The sequence below is a fragment of the Mesorhizobium sp. P2_F5 genome (genome assembly GCF_056403715.1).
This window is the reverse complement of sequence record NZ_JBFUEY010000027.1, coordinates 1-21,267: the sequence shown is the minus strand read 5'-3', so window position 1 is coordinate 21,267 and position 21,267 is coordinate 1. Positions and strand designations below refer to the sequence as shown.

At 64.1% G+C, this 21,267-nt stretch carries 15 protein-coding genes and 2 pseudogenes; 6 read left to right on the top strand and 11 right to left on the bottom strand.

What is annotated here, in order from left to right; genetic code table 11:
- Nucleotides 1-219: 219 nt before the first annotated feature.
- Nucleotides 220-819 (top strand): annotated as a pseudogene (locus AC1DYO_RS27665) (aquaporin); the annotation flags it as partial.
- 18 nt (nucleotides 820-837) lie between these two features.
- On the opposite strand, the gene katG reads toward AC1DYO_RS27665, so the two are convergent.
- A complete protein-coding gene (katG, locus tag AC1DYO_RS27660; protein ID WP_477267582.1) occupies nucleotides 838-3,039 on the bottom strand; it encodes a catalase/peroxidase HPI in 2,202 nt (733 codons plus the stop codon).
- Between the two features lie 140 nt (nucleotides 3,040-3,179).
- Between katG and AC1DYO_RS27655 the strand changes: the two genes are divergently transcribed.
- Together AC1DYO_RS27655 and AC1DYO_RS27650 are read left to right on the top strand one after the other, a co-directional pair.
- Entirely contained in the window at nucleotides 3,180-4,088 is a 909-nt protein-coding gene (locus AC1DYO_RS27655) for a hydrogen peroxide-inducible genes activator (protein WP_477267581.1), read from the top strand.
- 151 nt (nucleotides 4,089-4,239) lie between these two features.
- On the top strand, nucleotides 4,240-4,884 hold the full coding sequence (locus AC1DYO_RS27650; RefSeq protein WP_477267580.1) for a glutathione S-transferase family protein: 645 nt from the start codon (nucleotides 4,240-4,242) through the stop codon (nucleotides 4,882-4,884).
- A gap of 28 nt (nucleotides 4,885-4,912) precedes the next feature.
- Here AC1DYO_RS27650 and AC1DYO_RS27645 read toward each other — a convergent pair whose 3' ends face one another.
- The 6 genes from AC1DYO_RS27645 to hisS form a co-directional block, all read right to left on the bottom strand.
- Complete coding sequence (locus AC1DYO_RS27645) at nucleotides 4,913-6,136, bottom strand: flavin-containing monooxygenase (RefSeq protein WP_477267643.1); 1,224 nt, start codon at nucleotides 6,134-6,136, stop codon at nucleotides 4,913-4,915.
- Between the two features lie 261 nt (nucleotides 6,137-6,397).
- Nucleotides 6,398-7,501 (bottom strand): calcium:cation antiporter, encoded by a 1,104-nt coding sequence (locus tag AC1DYO_RS27640; protein ID WP_477267579.1) that lies wholly within the window; start codon nucleotides 7,499-7,501, stop codon nucleotides 6,398-6,400.
- A gap of 101 nt (nucleotides 7,502-7,602) precedes the next feature.
- Entirely contained in the window at nucleotides 7,603-9,372 is a 1,770-nt protein-coding gene (locus AC1DYO_RS27635) for an AMP-binding protein (RefSeq protein ID WP_477267578.1), read from the bottom strand.
- Nucleotides 9,373-9,597: 225 nt separating this feature from the next.
- Nucleotides 9,598-10,299, bottom strand: a complete 702-nt coding sequence (gene hisG / locus AC1DYO_RS27630; protein WP_477267577.1) for an ATP phosphoribosyltransferase — start codon at nucleotides 10,297-10,299, stop codon at nucleotides 9,598-9,600.
- Nucleotides 10,296-11,414 carry an ATP phosphoribosyltransferase regulatory subunit gene (locus AC1DYO_RS27625; RefSeq protein ID WP_477267576.1) on the bottom strand — a complete coding sequence of 373 codons (1,119 nt, stop codon included), beginning with the start codon at nucleotides 11,412-11,414 and terminating at the stop codon, nucleotides 10,296-10,298. Before AC1DYO_RS27625 ends, hisG begins: the two co-directional genes overlap by 4 nt.
- A gap of 246 nt (nucleotides 11,415-11,660) precedes the next feature.
- On the bottom strand, nucleotides 11,661-13,160 hold the full coding sequence (gene hisS / locus AC1DYO_RS27620; protein WP_477267575.1) for a histidine--tRNA ligase: 1,500 nt from the start codon (nucleotides 13,158-13,160) through the stop codon (nucleotides 11,661-11,663).
- 472 nt (nucleotides 13,161-13,632) lie between these two features.
- On the opposite strand from hisS, the gene AC1DYO_RS27615 reads away from it, so the two are divergent.
- Nucleotides 13,633-13,878, top strand: a complete 246-nt coding sequence (locus tag AC1DYO_RS27615) for a hypothetical protein (protein ID WP_477267574.1) — start codon at nucleotides 13,633-13,635, stop codon at nucleotides 13,876-13,878.
- 125 nt (nucleotides 13,879-14,003) lie between these two features.
- On the opposite strand, the gene AC1DYO_RS27610 is transcribed toward AC1DYO_RS27615, so the two are convergent.
- Nucleotides 14,004-14,642, bottom strand: a complete 639-nt coding sequence (locus tag AC1DYO_RS27610; protein WP_477267573.1) for a DNA-3-methyladenine glycosylase I — start codon at nucleotides 14,640-14,642, stop codon at nucleotides 14,004-14,006.
- 211 nt (nucleotides 14,643-14,853) lie between these two features.
- Between AC1DYO_RS27610 and AC1DYO_RS27605 the strand changes: the two are divergent.
- Together AC1DYO_RS27605 and AC1DYO_RS27600 are read left to right on the top strand one after the other, a co-directional pair.
- Nucleotides 14,854-15,540 (top strand): annotated as a pseudogene (locus tag AC1DYO_RS27605) (L,D-transpeptidase); the annotation flags it as partial.
- Between the two features lie 164 nt (nucleotides 15,541-15,704).
- On the top strand, nucleotides 15,705-16,625 hold the full coding sequence (locus AC1DYO_RS27600; RefSeq protein ID WP_477267572.1) for a bifunctional 5,10-methylenetetrahydrofolate dehydrogenase/5,10-methenyltetrahydrofolate cyclohydrolase: 921 nt from the start codon (nucleotides 15,705-15,707) through the stop codon (nucleotides 16,623-16,625).
- Between the two features lie 200 nt (nucleotides 16,626-16,825).
- Here AC1DYO_RS27600 and glcF read toward each other — a convergent pair whose 3' ends face one another.
- The 3 genes from glcF to AC1DYO_RS27585 form a co-directional block, all read right to left on the bottom strand.
- Nucleotides 16,826-18,151, bottom strand: a complete 1,326-nt coding sequence (gene glcF, locus AC1DYO_RS27595) for a glycolate oxidase subunit GlcF (RefSeq protein ID WP_477267571.1) — start codon at nucleotides 18,149-18,151, stop codon at nucleotides 16,826-16,828.
- Between the two features lie 3 nt (nucleotides 18,152-18,154).
- On the bottom strand, nucleotides 18,155-19,366 hold the full coding sequence (locus tag AC1DYO_RS27590) for an FAD-binding protein (RefSeq protein ID WP_477267570.1): 1,212 nt from the start codon (nucleotides 19,364-19,366) through the stop codon (nucleotides 18,155-18,157).
- 238 nt (nucleotides 19,367-19,604) lie between these two features.
- Nucleotides 19,605-21,101: an FAD-linked oxidase C-terminal domain-containing protein gene (locus AC1DYO_RS27585; protein ID WP_477267569.1), complete on the bottom strand. Its 1,497-nt coding sequence runs from the start codon at nucleotides 21,099-21,101 to the stop codon at nucleotides 19,605-19,607.
- Between the last annotated feature and the right edge of the window lie 166 nt (nucleotides 21,102-21,267).

Genomic DNA, 21,267 nt, shown 5'->3' with positions numbered 1-21,267 from the left:
CAAGGGCCCGGTGAATCCGCCGGCCAGCAAATGTCTTTGGTTCGGCAACAACAGATCGATCAATAGATGAAAGGTTTCTAATGTTCGCTACTGGCGAGTATAGGCATGGCTTGTGGCGTAACCGCTCTGCTTTCCAAGCTTTTCCGTTGGGAATACTCTTTGCGTCATGATTCGCGGCGCAGAAAACGCGGACCCGCGGATCGATACGAGGAGAGGGCAATGAAAACGTATCTTGCGGAAGTTCTAGGGACATTTCTATTGGTGTTCATCGGCACGGCGTCGGTGGCGACGGGCGGCTTCCTGGCCGACCTGCCGCTCGGCCAGGAAGCCATCGGCCTGGCGTTCGGCATCGGCCTGATCGCGGCCGCCTATGCGGTCGGCCCGATCTCGGGCGCGCATCTCAATCCGGCTGTGACACTCGGCGTTTTCCTTGCCGGCCGGATGCAGGCCAAGGATGTCATCCCCTACTGGATCGCGCAGATCATCGGCGCCATCCTCGCTTCTCTGGCGCTGTGGATCATCGTCTCCGGCCAGACCGGCGGCCACACCACCGGCTTCGGCGCCAATGGCTGGGACGTGGCGAAATGGGGGATGAGTTCGGCCTTCCTGTGGGAGCTGATCGGCACCTTCACCTTCGTCACCGTCATCCTCGGCGTCACCGCTGAAAAGCACTCGACGGCGTTCGCAGGGCTGGTCATCGGCCTGACCCTGGCGGGGCTGCACTTCGCCATGATCCCGGTCACCGGCACCTCGGTCAATCCGGCGCGTTCGATCGGCCCGGCGCTGTTTACCGGCGGTGCCGCGCTCCCGCGCCTTTTTGCTTGGGAGGCACTGCGATCAGGCGGCGATGTCGAAACGGTCGGCGTTCATCACCTTGGTCCACGCCTTGATGAAATCGCCGACGAATTTCGGCCCGGCATCCGCCGAGCCGTAGACCTCGGCCAGCGCCCGCAGCTGCGCATGCGAGCCGAAGATCAGGTCGGCACGGGTGGCGGTCCATTTGACCGCCTTGGTCTTGCGGTCGCGCGCTTCGTAGACCTCATGCGACCCCGGCTCGGATCCGGCGGCCGGATCCCAGACGGTCGCCATCGAGAGCAGGTTGACGAAGAAGTCGTTCGTCAGCGTGCCCGGCCTGTCGGTGAGCACGCCATGCTTTGAGCCGCCGGCATTGGCGCCAAGCGCGCGCAGGCCGGCGACCAGCACCGACATCTCCGGCGCCGTCAGGTTGAGCAGTTGCGCGCGGTCGACTAGCAACGCTTCGACCGACATCGGCAGCTTGCCGCCGACATAATTGCGGAAACCATCGACTTTTGGCTCGAGCGCGGCGAAGGAATGAGCGTCGGTCTGCGCCTGCGAAGCGTCGGTGCGGCCTGGCGTGAACGGCACCTTCACTGCGTTGCCGCCATCCTTCGCCGCCTTCTCGACCGCGGCGACGCCGCCGAGCACGATGAGGTCGGCCAGCGAAACCTTCTTGCCGCCGGCGTTGAACTCCTTCTGGATGGCTTCGAGCTTCGCCAGCACCTTGGCCAGTTCGGCCGGCTGGTTGACCTCCCAGTCCTTCTGCGGCGCCAGACGGATGCGCGCGCCATTGGCGCCGCCGCGCTTGTCGGAGTTGCGGAAGGTAGAGGCCGAGGCCCAGGCGGTCGAGACCAGCTGCGAAACGGTGAGGCCGGAGGCCAGGATCTTGGCCTTCAGCGATGCGACATCCTGCTCGCTGACCAGCTCGTGGTCGACGGCCGGAACCGGATCCTGCCAGATCAGCTCTTCCTTCGGCACCAACGGGCCGAGATAGCGAACGACCGGACCCATGTCGCGGTGGGTCAGCTTGTACCAGGCGCGGGCAAAGGCGTCGGCGAACTCAGCGGGATGCTGGTGGAAGCGGCGCGAGATCTTCTCATAGGCCGGGTCGGCGCGAAGCGCGAGGTCGGTGGTGAGCATGGCCGGCGCATGACGCTTGCCTGGATTGTGCGCGTCCGGCACCGTAACCGCGCCGGAGCCGCCCTTTGGCGTCCACTGATGGGCGCCGGCCGGGCTCTTGGTCAGCTCCCATTCGAAGTTGAACAGATTGTCGAAGAAGCTGTTGCTCCACTTGGTCGGCGTCGTCGTCCATGTGACTTCGAGGCCGGATGTGATCGCATCGCCGGCAATGCCTGATGCATGCTTGCTCGACCAGCCGAGGCCCTGTGCCTCGATGCCCGCGCCTTCCGGCTCGGCACCGACCAGGGCCGCATCGCCGGCGCCATGGGTCTTGCCAAAGGTGTGGCCGCCGGCGATCAGCGCCACGGTTTCCTCGTCGTTCATGGCCATACGGCCGAAGGTCTCTCTGATATCACGCGCCGATGCCAGCGGATCGGGCTTGCCGTTCGGCCCTTCCGGATTGACGTAGATCAGGCCCATCTGCACGGCGCCGAGATGGCCGTGCAACTCACGGTCGCCGGAATAGCGCTTGTCGTCGAGCCACTTGGTTTCCGAACCCCAGTTGACGTCCTGTTCGGGCTCCCAGACGTCGGCGCGGCCGCCGGCGAAGCCGAAGGTTTTGAAGCCCATCGATTCCAGCGCGACGTTGCCGGTGAGGATCAACAAATCGGCCCAGGAAATCTTGCGGCCATACTTCTGCTTGATCGGCCACAACAGCCGGCGCGCCTTGTCGAGATTGGCGTTGTCCGGCCAGCTGTTCAGCGGCGCGAAACGCTGCTGGCCGGCGCCGGCGCCACCACGGCCGTCGCCGATGCGATAGGTGCCGGCGCTGTGCCAGGCCATGCGGATGAACAGCGGGCCGTAATGGCCGAAATCGGCCGGCCACCAATCCTGCGAATCCGTCATCACCTTGTGCAGGTCCTTGATCACAGCATCGAGGTCGAGGCTTTTGAATTCCTCGGCATAGTCGAACGCCTCGCCCATCGGGTCGGAAAGGTTCGACTGCTGATGGAGAACGCTGATATCGAGCTGGTTCGGCCACCAGTCGCGGTTGGTCCTGCCGGAGGTTCCATGCGCGACCGGGCATTTGCCGGCACTGTTGTCGTCGGTGTTCGCATCCATTTTAGCCTCCGAATTGCTGATTTTCTGTGTTGGTTTTCCGGGCCGGCCGGGAGCCGCGCCACTCTGGAACAATTCCAGACTAGGCCGTCTCTTCGATAAAAACAAATTGCCTTTCCTGTTTGTTGCGATAGGTTTTTCTTATGATTGGTCTCACCGTCCGGCAGATGCAATATTTCGAGGCTTTGGCGCAAACGCTGCATTTCGGCCGCGCCGCTAAACTGGCCGGCGTCAGCCAGCCGGCGCTGTCCACACAGATCGCCGAGATGGAGCAAAGGCTGAACTGCCGGCTGTTCGAACGCGGCGGCAAGACGGTGCGGATGACCGAGGAGGCGCTGGCCCTGCTGCCGCGCATCGAGCGCATCCTGCGTGATATCAGCGAAGTCGAGACATCGGCCAGGCGAGGCCGCCCGGCGATGGAAGGCCGCTTCCGGCTGGGCATCATCCCGACGGTGGCGCCCTATCTGTTGCCGCATGTATTGCCGGAGCTGAAACGGCATTTTCCTTTCCTGCAGCTCGAACTGCGCGAAGCGGTGACGGCATCGCTGGTCGAGGACACGGCAACGGGACGGCTCGACGCCTTCATCGCCGCCTTGCCACTCGACCAGCCGGGCCTGGTCACCGAAGAACTGTTCGCCGACCGCTTCTTCCTTGCCGTACCATCAGGCGACCCGGCCTTCGCCTCGCCGCCGGTGCCACCGGAAAGCCCGGCGCTGGAGCGGCTGATGCTTTTGGAGGAAGGCCATTGCCTGCGCGAACAGGCGCTCGCGCTGTGCGGCAGCGTGCGGCCGGTGGCGATGGCAAGCTACGGCGCCACCAGCCTGACGACGCTCTTGCAAATGGTGGCGCATGGTCTCGGCGTCACGCTGATCCCAGAAATGGCGGCAAGGCCGGCCAGCGCCATGCCGGACCTGAAAATCGTGCCGTTCCAGGAGCCGATGCCGCAACGTACGATCTGCCTGGCCTGGCGCCGCAACAAGGTGCGGCATGATGAGTGCGTCGAGCTGGCCAAGATTATTCGGGGGCTGGGTGGGGCGGTGCTGGGGGTGTGAGAGCCAAAGTATAGATCATCCCGCCACGTGGCGCAGCCACTTGTCGGCGCGCCTGGCAGAGCCATAACCAAGCTTACCGCTTGCAATGTGCAATCGGTTTGGCTAATCCTTGATTGATTGCCGGTTGCCAGCCGTGGGAGGATTGCGCGAGATGATCACGGTATTCGGCGAGGGCCGAGGCTTCCGGGTCGTCTGGCTGCTGGAGGAGATTGGGTTGCCGTACCGGCTACGGCCGGTGGACCTGATCGCGGGGGTTGACCACGATCCGGAGTATCTCGCGATCAACCCCGCAGGGTTCATCCCGGCGATCCAGGACGGCGAAGTCAATATGGTCGAGTCGATTGCGATCATGGAGTATCTGATCGCTCGCTACGGCCCGACGCAGCTGGCGCCGGACCCGCACGATCCCGCGTTCGCCCCCTACCAGCAGTTCCTGCACCTCGGCGAAGCCGGCCTTGCCGCCTCCATGTATTTCGTCGTTGTCAGCCGCAATCTCGCGCCAGAGAACGAGCGGGACAATTGGGGCGCCCGCAAGGCAATGGACGTTTTCGAAAGCCGGCTGAGCCTGGTGACCCGGCAACTCTCGCGCGCGTCCTATATGGCAGGTGAGCGATTCACGGCGGCCGACATTTCGGTGACCTATGCCCTGGAGTTCGCCCAGAGAACCGGTTGCTTCACCCTGGGCGACGTGGAACGCGCCTATGTCGCTCGCACGACTGCACGCGAAGGCTACCAGCGCGCCATGGAGACCTGTCACAGCACAAGGAAGTGGGCAGCCGAGCTGGCGCGGCGATGACGGCCAGGGATTGAGAAACTGGCACGGGTCATCTCTTTGCGAGATGGTCCACCAGACGGGCGGCCTCCTCGGCGACGCCGGGTACCGTGCCCGATTTCCGCGTTGATGCGAAATCGAGGCCGGCGAAATAGATGCCGGGATCGACGCCGATGCCATCCTCGTGCAAGGGCTGACCAGCCGCATCGAGCGCGCCGGGCAGCCGAACCCATCCGAAATCGCCAGTAAAGCCGGTAGACCAGATTACCGAAGAGATCCTGCTGGCCGCGAGGTCGATCGAGCGCACGGGTGGGCGCGGCAGTCGCGGCTCAACCGTTTCGGCCGGGTCATCCTCGGCTGGCGGCACGTTAAGGCCCGTGTGCTCGATATACTGGTCGACCAGGCGCTTGGCATTTGCGGAGACCTCGTCGGCAAAGCGAATATGGTCGTCAAGCTCATCGCCGAAGACGAAGCTCTCGTTGTCCATCCCCAAGAATCGACCAAGCAGAACGACGCCCTGCGCGCTGAGCGACTGCAGGCTGATGGTGTGCGCCGCGCCGAGTAGCGGGCGCGGTGGCAATTTGCCGGATGGCAGGATTAGTTCCCGGCGCGGGAGATCGAGATGACCACTCAAGGTCAGCCAGTTGAGCATGCTGCCGCCGCGATAGTGTCGCACCCAGCGGCCATTGCGGCATGTCGCCAGAAAGACGGAGCGCCCAGCCAGAACCAGGTCTTCGGCAATCTGGCCGCCCGATTGGCCGCTGCCGACAACCAGCACCGCACCGTCGTCAAGTGCGGCCGCATTGCGATATGCGGAGGAATCGATCTGGCGAAGTGACGGTGGCAGGTCGGCGGACCAGGGCGGGCGGACCGGACAATTCAGATTGCCAGTCGCGATCACCACGTTGCGCGCATGAACAGCGCCATCCGGCGTCGTCACCCGGTAGTGACCATCGTCTCTTGTCAGCTTCTGCACCGGACTCCCGGTTCTCACGAGCAATCGGTGCCGCTCGATGTAGCTCTCCAGATAGGCGACGAATTCGTGGTGTGTGATTGCACCCCAAGGATCCGGCCCGTCGTAGGCATCGCCGGGCAGGATCGAGCGTATGTTGGGCGAATTCAACAGGAAGGAATCCCATCGCTGTGTTCGCCATGTCTCGCCGACGCGGCTTCGTTCAAGCACGCAATGCTTGAGCCCCTGTTGTTTCAGAAAATAGCTCGCGCCGAGCCCGGCCGAACCGGCGCCTATGACAACGGCATCAAGTATTTCCCCCACCGTGCCCCCAACAAAGATGCACTTCGAACATAATATTGTGCGGGGAGCGGACGTAAGAGAGCGCTCACCCTTGCGATGAGGCGAGGCATTTCGTGCCGCCCTTGAACCAGGGCAGTGTACTGCAAGGAGCCTGTTTCTGACAGTCCCAGGGATGGAGGCCATCCCTACTTCGCGGAAGCGTTCTCTTGTCGGCTGCCTATCGCGGTTTGCCAGCCGGCGGCCGCCTCATCCCTGCCTCTGATCGCCAGATCGCACCAAGCTTCAAGGTATAAATATCAGAAATACATAAGTAAAAAATACAACAACATGGACCATTCCGGTCAAGAACGTCGTCCTTTCGTTACTAAAACTTACGCCGCATATGAAAAACGCTAAAACCAAAAGTACTGCGTCGGCCTCCGGGAGCCCCAGGGTTAAGCCTCGTCCCGTCAGCAGGCTGGCTGCTGCGACCGCCGGTATTGTCAAACCAATCGTGGCGCAAGCCGAACCCATTGCGACATTCAGGCCGCGCTGCAGCTCATTGTTGAGTGAAGCGCGAATCGCCGAAATTGCCTCCGGCATCAAAACCAGACCCGCGATCATTGCCCCCACAATGCTGTCAGCCTGGGTCACCTGATAGGCAACGAGCGCATCTTCAACACTTGCGGCGACCTGCTCGGCGAGCATGACAATTCCGATCAGTCCTATGACCAGGAGCAGAGCGCTGGACAAGATGCTTTTGTGAGGGGCGGTTCGCGCCGAAACGTCATGTGCCAGTCCTTCGATGAAATCGTCCCGGTGCCGGACTGTCTGCGCGAACACAAAACTTGCATAGAGCAGCACAGAAAGAACGCTCACAAGGCCAAGCTGAGCCGCCGAAAATGTGCCGGGATCGGTGGTCCGCGTGTAGGTCGGCAGGATAAGTGTCATGACGGTCAGTGCGACCAGAACCGCCAGATATGCGCTGGTCCCTTGCCGGACAATTGCCTGCTTGCGATGGCGCCAGCCGCCAAAGGTGAGACACATTCCGACAACGCCGGTGGAAGCAATCATCACCGTCGAGAAGACGGACTCACGTGCAAGCGTGGGGTTATTCGCTCCATGCAGCATCATGGAAACGATGATCGACACTTCGATTGCCGTCACGGCAAAAGTCAGCACCAATGTGCCGTAGGGCTCCCCCACACGGTGGGCCACCGCCTCGGCGTGATCGAGCACCACGAAAATGGTGATGAACATGATCGCAGTCGAAAGCGCTCCGATAAGGATCCTGACGCTCTGCGAACCTTCGTCCACCGACAGCCCGCTGGCTCTGACCGCGAAGGCCATTGCCAAGGCGGCCAAAGGCATCGCATAGGAAGTCACCGATCGTACGAAACCAGCCATTCAAGCCCCCATGCATTTCTGCGAACCTTGCGGAAAGCCTGTGGGGAGCACCCCAATATTATTGCGAAGCCGGCAATCCCCATCACCCGGCGTTCCGCCCCTCAAGCCGTCTTCTGCACCACCAGTCCCAGTTCCTCCACCATCGCTTCGCGCATCAAAAACTTCTGCGGTTTTCCCGTCACCGTCATCGGCAATTCGGTGCGGAAGCGGATGTAGCGGGGGATTTTGTAATGGGCGATCTGGCCGGCACAGAAGTTCTTGATCTCCTGCTCGGTGGCGATCTGGTTGGGTTTCAGTACGATCCAGGCGCACAGCTCCTCACCATATTTGGCGTCTGGAATGCCGAACACCTGCACCTCCTTGACCTTGGGATGGCGATAGAGGAACTCCTCGACCTCTCTGGGATAGACGTTCTCGCCGCCGCGAATGACCATATCCTTTACCCGGCCGACAATGTTGCAATAGCCCTCGGCGTCGATGGTGGCGAGGTCGCCGGTGTGCATCCAGCCATCGGCGTCGATCGCCTCGCGGGTTTTCTCCGCGTCGTCCCAATAGCCCTTCATCACGGAATAGCCGCGCGTGCACAGCTCGCCTGGCGCGCCGACGGCGACGGTAACGCCCTCGGTGTCGATGGCCTTGACGTCGACATGCGGGTGGATGCGGCCGACGGTGGAGACGCGCTTTTCCAGCGGGTCGTCGACGCTGCTCTGGAACGAGACCGGGCTGGTTTCGGTCATGCCATAGGCGATGGTGACCTCTTCCATATGCATCAGCGACACCACCTTCTTCATCACCTCGATCGGGCATGGCGATCCCGCCATGATGCCGGTGCGCAGGCTGGAGAGGTCGAAGGTGGAAAAGTCCGCGTGGTCGAGCATGGCGACGAACATGGTCGGCACGCCGTAGAGGCCGGTGCAGCCTTCCTGCGCCACGGCTTTCAGTGTGGCGCCAGCATCAAAACCCTCGCCTGGGAAGACCATGGTCGCGCCCTTGGAGACGCAGCCCATCGTGCCCATCGACATGCCGAAACAGTGATAAAGCGGCACCGGAATGCAGAGCCGGTCGTCAACGGTGAGCTTGATCGCCGCGGTGACGAAATTGCCGTTGTTGACGATGTTGGTGTGGGTCAGCGTCGCGCCCTTGGGCGCGCCGGTCGTGCCCGAGGTGAACTGGATGTTGATGGCCTCGCCCGGCTTCAGCCCTTCGGAGATGCGGTCGAGGCTGTCATGCTCGTCGCGGCCGGCCATCGACAGCACATCGGCGAAATTGAACATGCCGGGAGAATTGTCGTCGCCCATGCGGATGACGATCTTCAGCGTCAGCAATTTCTGCGCCTTGAGTTTGCCGGGGGTGGCCTTGGCAAGCTCCGGCGCCAGCGTCTCGATCATGCCGAGATAGTCGGAGGTCTTGAAACTGGCGGCCGTCACAAGCGCCTTGCAGCCGACCTTGTTGAGGGCATATTCCAGCTCGGTCAGCCGGTAGGCCGGGTTGATGTTTACCAGGATCAGGCCGATGCGGGCGGTGGCGAACTGCGTCACCAGCCATTCCCAGCGGTTGGGTGACCAGATGCCGACGCGGTCGCCCTTTTCGAGGCCAAGCGCCAGGAAGCCGGCGGCCAGCGTATCGACCGTGTCCGACAGCTCGCTCCAAGTGAAGCGCTTGTCCTGCCCGACGAAGACGGCAGCATCCTGCGTAGCGTATTTGCTGACCGTGTCGGAAAACAGCTCAGGTATCGTCTTGTCGAGGAGCGGCGGGGTGCGCTCGCCGGAGACATGCGCCCGGCCGTCGATCGGAGCGATGAAGGTCGCGCCCTTGCCGCCGCGCCCGCGCAGATTGGTGGCGTTCTTGAGTTCGTCGAGATTGATCGCCATCGCCGTCTCCTCCCGGGATGTGGCGAGCCTATCAGCCTGATGGGGCGGTGGAAATCCCGTCGATGGTCTTGGGGTTCCCCTCCCCCTTGAGGGAGGGTGCCGAGCGAAGCGAGGCGGGTGGGGTCGCCTCAACTGCCTCGACCTGTTGGCTTTGACTGAGGAGAGGGAGCACTGCCGTGGCGACCCCACCCGTCCATCCGCCTTCGGCGGCTGTCCACCCTCCCCTCAAGGGGGAGGGAGGGCACTCATCCTGACGGCGATGTCGCGCAGCACGGCTTCATCCGCTACCACACGATCTTTCCGCGACGCCACCAGGCAGGCCTGCGACTTCAGCACCACGCCGTCGGCCAGCACCTTGAGATGGTTGGCGCGCAGGGTCGAGCCGGTGGTGGTGATGTCGACGATGACGTCGGCAAGGCCCGCCGCCGGCGCGCCTTCGGTAGCGCCGAGGCTCTCGACGATGCGGTAGACCTGGATGCCGTGCTTTTGCGAGAAGAATTGCTGCGTCAGCCGCCAGTATTTGGTGGCGATCCTGAGCCGCCTGCCGTGGCGCTGGCGGAAATCGGCGGCGACATCGTCGAGATCGGCCATGGTGTCGACGTCGAGCCAGATGCCGGGCACCGCGACCACGACATCGGCATGGCCGAAACCGAGACGGGCGACGATTTCGGCGCGCGCTTCCCAGTCGGCGAGGTTTTCGTGCAGCAGATCCTCGCCGGTAATGCCGAGGTCGACCGAGCCTTGGCCGATCTCGCCGGCGATTTCGGACGCCGACAGGAACGCCACCTCGATGCCCTCAGTGCCGTCGATGCGGGCGCGGTACTGGCGCTCGTCGCCGGGCAGGCTGACGGCGAGACCGGCTCTAGCCAGAACCTCCAGCGCTTGCTCCTTGAGCCGGCCTTTCGACGGGATTGCCAGCGTGATCATTTGGGCTCTCCCCGCAACGCTTCGATGCGGTCGAGCCAGACGGAGAAGCCGACACCGGGGATCGGCGTTTTCGCGCCGAGCAGCGTCAGCAGCCGGTCATAACGGCCGCCGCCGGCCAGCGGCCGCTCGCCGCCTTGCGCCGCGATCTCGAAGACGATGCCGGTGTAGTAATCGAGCGGACGGCCGAAAGCGGCGTCATAACGGACTTTTTCGACGGGCAGGCCGTGGGTTTCGATCGCCTTGGCGCGGGCCGCAAATTTTTCGAGTGCCGCGCCCAGTGACAGCCCGGCAGAGGCCGCGAAGCTTTCGAGCGCAGCACTTGCACCATCGAGCGGCACGTCGATGGCCAGAAAATCCTTCAGCGCGGCGAACGCCTCGTTCGACAGCCGCACGCTGCGCAGTTCCGCATTCTCGATCAGCCGCCGCGCAATGTCCGCCGGCGCGCGTCCGCCCGATGCCGACAGACCGGCCTCTTCCATGCCGCCGGCAATGTGGGCGGACAGCGCCTCGAGATCGCCGTCGAGCACAAGGGCGGCGACATCGCCGTCAAGCTGGCCGTTGCGCGGTGGGTTGGCAAGATCGGCGAGCGCCGCCTGCAACATCGGCGCCGAGCCGAAGGCGCGGGCCAGCCGCATGCGCCAGCCACGCGGCAGGCCGAGCGCGGCCAACACCGCCTCGAAGATGGTCTGGTCGCCGAGCGTGATCGCCAGCGTCTGGCCCGGCAACACCAGCTCAAGCAGCGCATGCGCATCGGCCAGCGAACGAGCATCGGCCTCAGCGGTATCGCGGTCGCCGAGATCCTCGATGCCGGCCTGGAAAAACTCGTTGCCGCCCTCGCGGCGCTGGCGAAACACTTCGCCGAGATAGGAATAGCGGCGCGGCGTGCCGGCCTGGCTGGCTATGTGGTCGAGGCAGACGGGGATGGTGAATTCGGGCCGCAGGCACAGTGTCTTGCCGGTCTCACTTTCGGTGAGAAAGATGCGGCGGCGCAAATCCTCGCCGGCCATGTCGAGGAACGGATCGGCCGGCTGCAGCACGGCGACTTCCACCGCATGGGTGTTGCGGGTGGCGAAGAGGTTGGTGATTTCGGATGCGATGGCGGGGCGGGAGGTCAATTTGCTGACCTCCTTGTCGCACAACCCTCTGGTTTGGAACCAGCGGGTCTACAGGAGGTCGGCGCTCCACGGCGCCCCCCTCTGTCCTGCCAGACATCTCCCCCACGAGGGGGGAGATCGGATATCGCGACGGCCTTCGCCAATCGTCCACGTTGCAAGAAAAGCGACGCGGATGAAGCAGCCAATCTCCCCCCTTGTGGGGGAGATGTCCGGCAGGACAGAGGGGGGCGCGACAGAACGCGACCTCTACTTGCCACGCGCCCTCTCTTCGGCCTGCGCCGCCAAAATCTTCCTGACCTCGGCGACCAGCTCGCCCTCCGCCACCGTCACCTGCGCCGGCCGCGCGGCGCGCCATTCGGCGTTGTCGGTGATTTCGGCCGACATGCGGGCGCCTTCGATCAGATCCTTGATCTGCAGCTCGCCCTTGGCGCGCTCGTCGCCGCCCTGGATGATGGCGACCGGGCTGCCGCGGCGGTCGGAATATTTCAGCTGCGCCTTCATGCCGGCGCCGCCGAGATACATTTCGGAACGGATGCCGGCGGCGCGCAGCTCGGCCACCATTTTCTGGTAGCGGCCGAGGCTTTCCGTGTCCTTGTCCATCACCAGGACGACGACCGGCGCGATCACGTCGGTGCTGTCCAGCTTGCCGAGGTTCTTCAGCGCCGTCATCAGGCGGGAGACGCCGATGGAAAAGCCGGTCGCCGGCACCGGTTCGCCGCGAAAGCGCGAGACCAGCCCGTCATAACGGCCGCCGCCGCCGACCGAGCCGAAGCGCACGATCTGGCCTTCGTCGTTGGGGATCTCGGCGAGCAGCTCGGCCTCGAAGACCGGGCCGGTGTAATATTCGAGACCACGCACGACCGAGCGGTCCATGGCGATACGATCTTCGCCGTACCCTGCCGCCCTGACCAAGGCTTCAATGGTCGAGAGTTCGCCAACGCCTTCCTGATACATCGCGTTCGCACTGACATTGGAATCCTGGCGGGCCTGTTCCCTCGCTGTCGCGAGAAGGACGGCCTCGGCTTGCACCTCGTTCAGTCCGGCACCCTTGGCAAAGTCACCCTCGCCTTCCTTGCCGCCATCCCAGCGCCCCGGACCAAGCAGCAATCTCACGCCTTCCGGCCCGAGCTTGTCCAGCTTGTCGATGGCGCGCAGCACCGTCAACCGGCGGCCGGCATTCTCATCGCCGCCAAGGCCGATCGCCTCCAGCACGCCGTCGAGCACCTTGCGGTTGTTGACGCGAATGACGTAGTCGCCGCGCTTGATGCCGAGCGCTTCCATGACGTCGGCCATCATCATCGCCATCTCGGCGTCGGCGGCGACGCCCGGCGTACCGATCGTGTCGGCGTCGAACTGCATGAACTGGCGGAAGCGGCCGGGGCCGGGCTTTTCGTTGCGGAACACCCAGCCGGAGCGGTAGCTGCGATAGGGCTTTGGCAACCGCTCAAAATTCTCGGCGACGTAACGCGCCGTCGGCGCGGTCAGATCGTAGCGCAGCGACAGCCACTGCTCATCATCGTCCTGGAACGAGAACACGCCCTCGTTCGGCCGGTCCTGGTCGGGCAGGAATTTGCCCAGCGCGTCGGTGTATTCGATCAACGGCTGGTCGGCCGGCTCGAAGCCGTAGAGTTCATAGACCGAGCGGATGGTCGCCATCATCTTCTCGACGGCGCGGATATCCTCCGCACTGCGGTCGGCAAAGCCGCGCGGCAGCCGCGCTTTCGTCTTTTCCGATTTGTCGGCCATGGGATGGGTACTCGGCGTTTCGTAGTGCTTTGTGCGTCGGTAGAACTACCTATCGACACAGCGCGCGTGTCCTAACCGATGCAGCTTGGTGCGGCAAGGGTTTGCAACCCCGCTCGCGAAGTCGCCTGGAACGGTTCGATATTTGCCAACGCCGCGCCGCCCCTCATCCGCCTGCCGGCACCTTCTCCCCGTATAGGGACGGGGAGAAGGTGGCTGGCCGTGTCCTCGGTGCTCTTCCTGCTCCGCTGGTGATTGGCGAAACCATGCGCGCAAGCGATCTTTCTCCCCGTCTCTATACGGGGAGAAATGCCCGGCAGGGCAATGAGGGGCAGCGCAAACGGTCAAAGCATACCCGTCTGCGAATCCGTCTCCGAAACAAACCGCACCAAAAAGGAAACAATTCCGCCATCGGCGCGGCATTGTGCCGACACAATCGGAGCCGATAAGCGCGCCGAAACAAGGGGTTGGGGTCATGACCACGGCACAGAAATTCGATACCAGAGACGACGGCTTGCATGAAGTCCGGCTGCGGCCGGCCGAGAGCCGTGCGCCAGTGACGGCGAGCCTGGCTGGGCCGTTCGAGGTCTCTGCCGACGAGCACAAGGGCTCGACGATGCGCGAGGCGCTGATGACCGGCCTGCTGGTGATCTATCCGGCGTTTGCGGCGCTGGCGGCGATTGTCGCCGGGCTGTTTCTGACCGGCGCCAGTGGGACTTGAGTTTCTTACCCTCCCCCTTGTGGGGAGGGTCGACGCGCAGCGTCGGGGTGGGGGTGCGGCGCCAAGATCCCCCACCCGCGCCTTCGGCGCGACCTCCCCACAAGGGGGAGGTCGGGGACAGTGCGCTACTTCGGCCTTTTGAACGCCTTCCTGTCCTCCTCCACCTGTTCCCGGCACACACAGCCTTCGAGGTGGTCGTTGACCAAGCCCATTGCCTGCATGAAGGCATAGACCGTCGTCGGGCCGACAAAGCTCCAGCCGCGCTTCTTCAGTTCCTTCGAGATCCTGGTCGAGACCGCTGTCGTGGGATTGGCGCGCAGATGGGCGAGATCGACGATTTCGGGCCGCTCCTCCTTGCCCGGCTCGAATTTCCAAAACCAGGCGGCCAGCGATCCGAATTCATCCGCCATCTCTCTCGCGCGTTTGGCATTGTTGATGGTCGAGACGATCTTGCCGCGGTGGCGGATGATGCCGGCATTGCTGAGCAGGCGCTCGACATCCTCATCGGTGAAGGCGGCGACCTTGTCGAAGTCGAAACCGGCAAAAGCCTCGCGAAAGTTCTCTCGCTTGCGCAGGATGGTCAGCCAAGATAGGCCGGACTGAAAGCCCTCGAGGCAGATCTTTTCGAACAGCCTGCGGTCGTCGGCCACCGGCCGGCCCCATTCATGGTCGTGGTAGTGCAGATAGTCCGGCAGATTGCCGTGCCAGAAGCATCGCGTGATCCCGTCGGAGCCCGTGAGCAGGCCGGTGTTTTCTTGTGCCATCACCAAAAGTCCGTTTGTTAATGCGCTTTGCGCTGCATTTACCGCGGCTTTACCAGATTCCTGAACGCGGCGGTAACCACACCAAAAGGTTTACTGACAGTTCCGCATTTTACGCATTCCGATTCATGTTTCGGTTGTGGCTTCACGCCAAGGATCGCGCAACCGGGGGCAAGTTCCGCCTCCGTCCGTTCGACGATCAAGGTGCGTTCCGATGAAGATCTTTTTGCGTTCCGTGCTCGGCGCCGTGGCCATTCTGGCCGCCGGCGCCACCTCGTCTGCCGCGGGCGACCGCTATGCCGACAGGCCACCGGTGATGGTGAGCCCCGACCTTTCGGCACCCTGGGTGCTGCAGCTTGGCCGCGCGCCCGGCATCGTACGGCAGAGCCGACAGGTGGTCCAACAGCCGCGCCTGCGCTATGCGCAGCCGGCGCGACCGGACCGGGTGCGCACCGCATCCGTGCAGGCGCCGGCCAAGCGCATGGTGATGCGGCCGCAGATCAACCCGCTCTATTTGCCGCAGGAAGTCGCCTATGACGGCCCGCAGAAGCCGGGCACGATCGTCATCGATACGACGCAGAATTTCCTGTTCCTGGTCGAGAACAACGGCAAGGCGCGGCGCTATGGCGTCGGCACCGGCAAGCCGGGCTTCGAATGGTCGGGCACGCACAAGATCACCAACAAGCGCGTCTGGCCGGACTGGCGCCCGCCGGCGGAGATGATCAGGCGCGAGGCCGCCAAGGGCCGCTATCTGCCGACCTATCTGGCCGGCGGCGAAGAGAACCCGCTCGGCGCCCGCGCGCTCTATCTCGGCACGACGGAATACCGCATTCACGGCACCAACCAGCCATGGACGGCGGGAAACCGCGCTGCCCTTTCTCTTTGCGGCCGAGGCCGAGACGCTGCGCCAGAACGTCGCGCCGGGGGATGGCGGTTCGCTTTCACGCTGCCCTTGCCACATTTCCCCTATCTCTTGATCCTGACGCAATTCCGGACGGAAAACCGCTCACACTTTTCCTGGAATTGCTCTATAGGGGCGGCCAAACTCCCTACGAAGGTCCAGTCATGTCTCAGCCAGACGACAGCCGCTATCTCCGGGGCGGCCCGGTCGCCCAGCGCATCATCACCGCCGTGCGCGAGGATGCCGCGATCGCCACCGCCGAGGGTTTTCCACCCAAGCTGGTGTCGATCACCGTCGGCGATACCGATGCGGTCGATGTCTATGTGCGCAACCAGCGCGCCAAGGCCGCGCTTGCCGGCATCTCCTTCGAGGAGCGGCGGTTCCCCGCCGATATAGCCGCCGGCGAGTTGGAAGCCGCGATCCATGGGCTGAATGCCGACCCACGCGTCACCGGCATCATCATCCAGCGGCCGGTGCCGGCGCATATCCCGATCAAGACGCTGCAGGCGGCGGTGCATCCGCTGAAGGATGTCGAAGGCATGCATCCGGCCTCGATCGGCAACATCGTCTACAATCAGCTCGATCTCGCGCCCTGCACGGCGGCGGCCTCGGTCGAACTGCTGAAGGAAACTGGCCTCGACCTCAAGGGGCTGGAAGTCGTCGTCGTCGGCCATTCCGAAATCGTCGGCAAGCCGATCGCCTTCCTGCTGATGAGCGAGGGCGCGACGGTGACGGTGTGCCATCACATGACCCGTTCGGTGGCCGCGCACGCACGCCGCGCCGACGCGCTGTTCGTCGCCGTCGGCAAGCCGCGGCTGATCAAGGCCGATATGGTGAAGCCGGGCGCGGCCGTCATCGATATCGGCATTAATTCCGAGATCGGGCCTGACGGGCAAAGCCGCATCGTCGGCGACGTCGATACCGAGAGTGTGAAGGAAGTCGCGTCCTGGATCACGCCGGTGCCGGGCGGCGTCGGCCCAATCACCGTGGCGATCCTCTTACGCAACACGATGGTGGCGCTCAGCCGCCAGCGGGCGCGCTACCAGGCGACCTATGGCGTGGTGGACAGGCTGGCGGCGGAGTAAGATAGGGTGGCGCCAGCCCCCTCACCCAGCCTCCGCTTCGCTCGGCTGACCATTCCGGGGCGAGCCTCGTGTCTCGCCCGTCCTTCGGACCCCCGAGGGGAGAGGAGATTTCCAACGCCGGCGCCCACCCCTTCTCCCCAGCGGGGAGAAGGTGGCCGCGAAGCGGCCGGATGAGGGGGCTGGCGCCCACGACCGTCTTGTCACTCCGCGGCAACGAGACCGGGTTCGGAGACCCCTTCCGGCTTCGGACCGCCATAGGCCCAGTCGAGCAGCTTGATCGTGTGCACCACCGGCAGCTTCGCGGCCGATGCGATCTGGGTGATGCAGCCGATGTTGCCGGTGGCGACGATCTGCGCGCCGGTCGCCTCGATGTTTTTCACCTTGCGATCGCGCAGCTTGGCCGAAATCTCCGGCTGCAGGATGTTGTAGGTGCCGGCGGAGCCGCAGCACAGATGGCCCTCGCGCGGTTCGCGCACGATGAAGCCGGCTTTGGCGAGCAGTTCCTTCGGCTGGCGGGTGATCTTCTGGCCGTGCTGCATCGAGCAGGCTGAGTGGTAGGCCACGATGGTGCCGGGCGTGCGCACTGGCTCCGGCAGGTCGAGGCTTGAGAGATATTCGGTAATGTCCTTGGCCAGCGCCGAGACCTTTGCAGCCTTGTCGGCATAGGCCGGGTCGAGGCGCAGCATGAAGCCGTAATCCTTGATGGTGGTGCCGCAACCGGACGCGGTGATGACGATGGCGTCGAGCCCACCCTGGTCGATGGCGCGCGTCCAAGCATCGACATTCTGCTTCGCGGACGCAAGGGCTGCTGCTTCGCGACCCATGTGATGGACCAGCGCGCCGCAGCAGGCTTCGCCCTGCGGCACCACGACCTCGACGCCAAGCCTGGTCAGCAGCGCAATCGTCGTCTCGTTGATGGCGGGATCGAGCACCGATTGCGCGCAGCCGGTGAGGATGGCGACGCGGCCTCTTTTCGTCCCCTGCCCGGCATGGACGCCAGGAGACGCCATCGGCGAGGCCGCCGGGATCGAGGCCGGCGCCAGCTTCAGCATCGCACCGAGCGGCTTCAGGGCCGGGACCTTTTCGAACAGGCCAATGAACGGCTTGCCCAGTCTCGCCAGCTTCAGCGCGGCGCGAAAGCGTGCGGGATAGGGCAGCACCAGGGACAGCATGGCGCGGGTCAGCCGATCGAGCAGCGGCCGTTTGTAAGTTTCCTCGATATGGGCGCGGGCATGGTCGACCAGATGCATGTAATTGACGCCCGACGGACAGGTCGTCATGCAGGCGAGGCAGGACAGGCAGCGGTCGATATGGGTGACGATCTCCTTGTCGGCCGGACGGCCGTTCTCCAGCATGTCCTTGATCAAGTAAATGCGCCCGCGCGGCGAATCCAGCTCGTTGCCGAGCGTGACATAGGTCGGGCAGGTGGCGGTGCAGAAGCCGCAATGCACGCATTTGCGCAGGATCTTCTCCGATTCCGCGACATGGGGATCGGCAAGCTGGGCAAGGGAGAAATTGGTTTGCATGATTTAGCTCTGGGCAATGCGGCCAGGATTGAGGATAGCCTTGGGATCGAACTCTGCCTTGAGCCGCGCCGACAGCGCCGCCAGATGCGGCGCCTGCGGCTCGAACACCGGCACGGCGGCGCGATAGGCAGGGGCGGCGCGCACCAGCGTCGCGTGGCCGCCGCCATGCTTTCGGATCAGCCCGCGCAGCAGGCCCGCCTCGGGGTCGCCTTCCTCCATGCGCAGCCAGACCAGCCCACCCTGCCAGTCGTAAAAGGCGCTGACGCCGATCTGCATGCGCAGCGTCAGCACCATCTGGTGGGCCTGGGACGGCGCCATGGAGACGCGCCAAACCGGCTTCTCGCTGCCGTCGGCGAAGGGCGCGCAATCCCTGATGTCGCGCCAGAGCGCATGCGAGGCTTCGCCCGAAATTTCCTGCAGCGGGCCGGCATTTTTCATAAGGGTTTTCAGCGCGGCGATGCGGTAGGCGACCGATGGCCCAAAGCCTTCGACGCGCAGCAGCGTCGCGGCATCGGCGCCGAGCGCGCCGCCGGCGACACGCGCGGCGATGCGCTCGGGCAGATGTGCAGCGCTCGACACTTCGGCGCTGGAGCCGAGCGCCAGCGCCATGGCGGCCGCCGCCGCATCGTCGAGCAGGCCACGCACGGCTAGCGTGACTTCGGTCTCGGCCGCCGGCAGCACCTTGAAGGTGACGTCGGTGAACACGGCGAGCGTTCCCCAGCTGTTGGCCATCAGCTTCGACAGGTCGTAGCCGGTGACATTCTTGACCACGCGGCCGCCGGACTTGAAGGCCTCGCCGCGGCCGGCAACGGCGTTGATACCGAGGATATGGTCGCGCGCGGCACCCGCCTTCAGCCGGCGCGGGCCGGACAGGTTCGCCGCAAGCACGCCGCCGATAGTGCCCTTGCCAAGCTCTCCGCCGAGCAGCGGACCGTAATCCATCGGCTCGAAGGCAAGCTGCTGGCCGTTTTCGGCGAGCAGGCTTTCGATCTCGGAAAGCGGCGTGCCGGCTTTCGCCGACAGCACCAGTTCAGCCGGCTCGTAGAGGGTGACACCGGTGAGCTTCGACAGGTCGAGCGTGTGCTCGCTCTGCTGCGGGCGGCCAATGCCGCGCTTGGAGCCGTGGCCGATGGTTTCCAGCGGCGACTCCTCCGCCGTAGCCCATTGGACGGTGGAGAGAACCTCGGCTGATGTGGTGGGGGTGAAGGTGGTCAAGGGCGTGACGCGCCTCTTGCGAGTGCAGATAGGTCGCGTTCCTTCGCGCCCCCCTCTGTCCTGCCGGACATCTCCCCCACTTGGGGGGAGATTGGCGGCTTCTGCGACCGCGCCTCACTTTCAATGTCGAAGGTTGGCGAAAGCCGCGATGATAGCTGATCTCCCCCCCTGTGGGGGAGATGTCCGGCAGGACAGAGGGGGGCGCGAAGGATCGCTAAGGTATGAAACGGAGCTCCCATCAAAACCTCGGAATGTCCGGAAAGGCCACCCGCCCACGGTGCACATGCATACGCCCAAGCTCGGCGCAGCGGCGCAATTGCGGAAACACTTTTCCCGGGTTGAGCAGATGGTTGGGGTCGAAGGCGCATTTGACGCGCATTTGCTGGTCGAGGTCGATCTGGTTGAACATCTCCGGCATCAAATCGCGCTTTTCGACACCAACACCGTGCTCGCCGGTCAAGACGCCGCCGACCTTGACGCAGAGCCGCAATATGTCGGCGCCGAAGCTTTCGGCCTTATCGAGTTCGCCCGGCACATTGGCGTCGTAGAGGATCAGCGGATGCAGATTGCCGTCGCCGGCGTGGAAGACATTGGCGACGCCGAGCCCATATTTCTCCGACAGTTCGCGCATGCCGGCCAGCACCCTGGGCAGTTCCTTGCGCGGGATGGTGCCGTCCATGCAGTAATAGTCGGGCGAGATGCGGCCGACCGCCGGGAAGGCAGCCTTGCGGCCGGCCCAGAAGCTCAGCCGCTCCTGTTCGGACTGCGAGATGCGGCAGGTGGTGGAGCCGTTCCTGTAGGCGATCGCCTCGACGAGACCGATCAGGTGATCGACCTCGACGCCCGGCCCGTCGAGCTCGACGATCAGCAGCGCCTCGACATCGAGGGGGTAGCCGGCATGGACGAAATCCTCCGCGGCGTGGATCGCCGGGCGGTCCATCATCTCCATGCCGCCGGGAATGATGCCGGCGCCGATGATGTCGGCGACGCACTGGCCGCCCTGCTCGCTGGTCGGAAAGCCAATCAGCAAAGCGCGTGCCGTCTCCGGCTTCTTCAGGATGCGCACTGTGACTTCGGTGACGACGCCGAGCAGGCCTTCGGAGCCGGTCATGACACCGAGCAGGTCGTAGCCTTCACTGTCGAGGTGATTGCCGCCGAGGCGCACCACCTCGCCATTCATCAGCACCATCTCGATGCCGAGCACATTGTTGGCGGTCAGGCCGTATTTCAGGCAGTGCACGCCGCCGGAATTTTCCGCGACATTGCCGCCGATCGAGCAGGCGATCTGGGAGGATGGATCAGGCGCATAATAAAAGCCCTCCTGCTCGACGGCAGTGGTGATGCCGAGATTGGTGACGCCGGGCTGGGCGACGACAACGCGGTCGGGATAGTCGATCGCGAGGATGCGGTTGAAGCGGCTCATGACCAACAGCACCGCGTCTTCGAGCGGCAGCGCACCGCCGGAAAGCGAGGTGCCGGAGCCGCGCGGCACGACGCGGATGTTGTGGTCGTTGCAGTATTTCAGCACCCGCGACACCTGCGCCACCGTTTCCGGCAGCACCACGACCAGCGGCAATTGCCGGTAGGCGGTGAGGCCATCGCTTTCGAAGGCTCGCATTTCGTTGGTGGCGTCGACAACACCCTCGCCCGGCACGATGATCCGCATGTCGGTGACAATCTCGCTACGCCGGCGCATCGTGACGTCGTCTGGCTTGGGCATGGCAAGGCCGGACATGGGCCGCGTCCTCTGCTTGACTGGTAAAAATCTTTTACCAGTTACATTCGGGTGTTGCAAACACCGCGTTGGGCAAAGAGCGTACTGCCAACCTTCCGCAGCGGCAATCTGACGCTGGCCTACCCTCCCCCCTTGAGGGGGAGGTGGCCGCGAAGCGGCCGGAGGG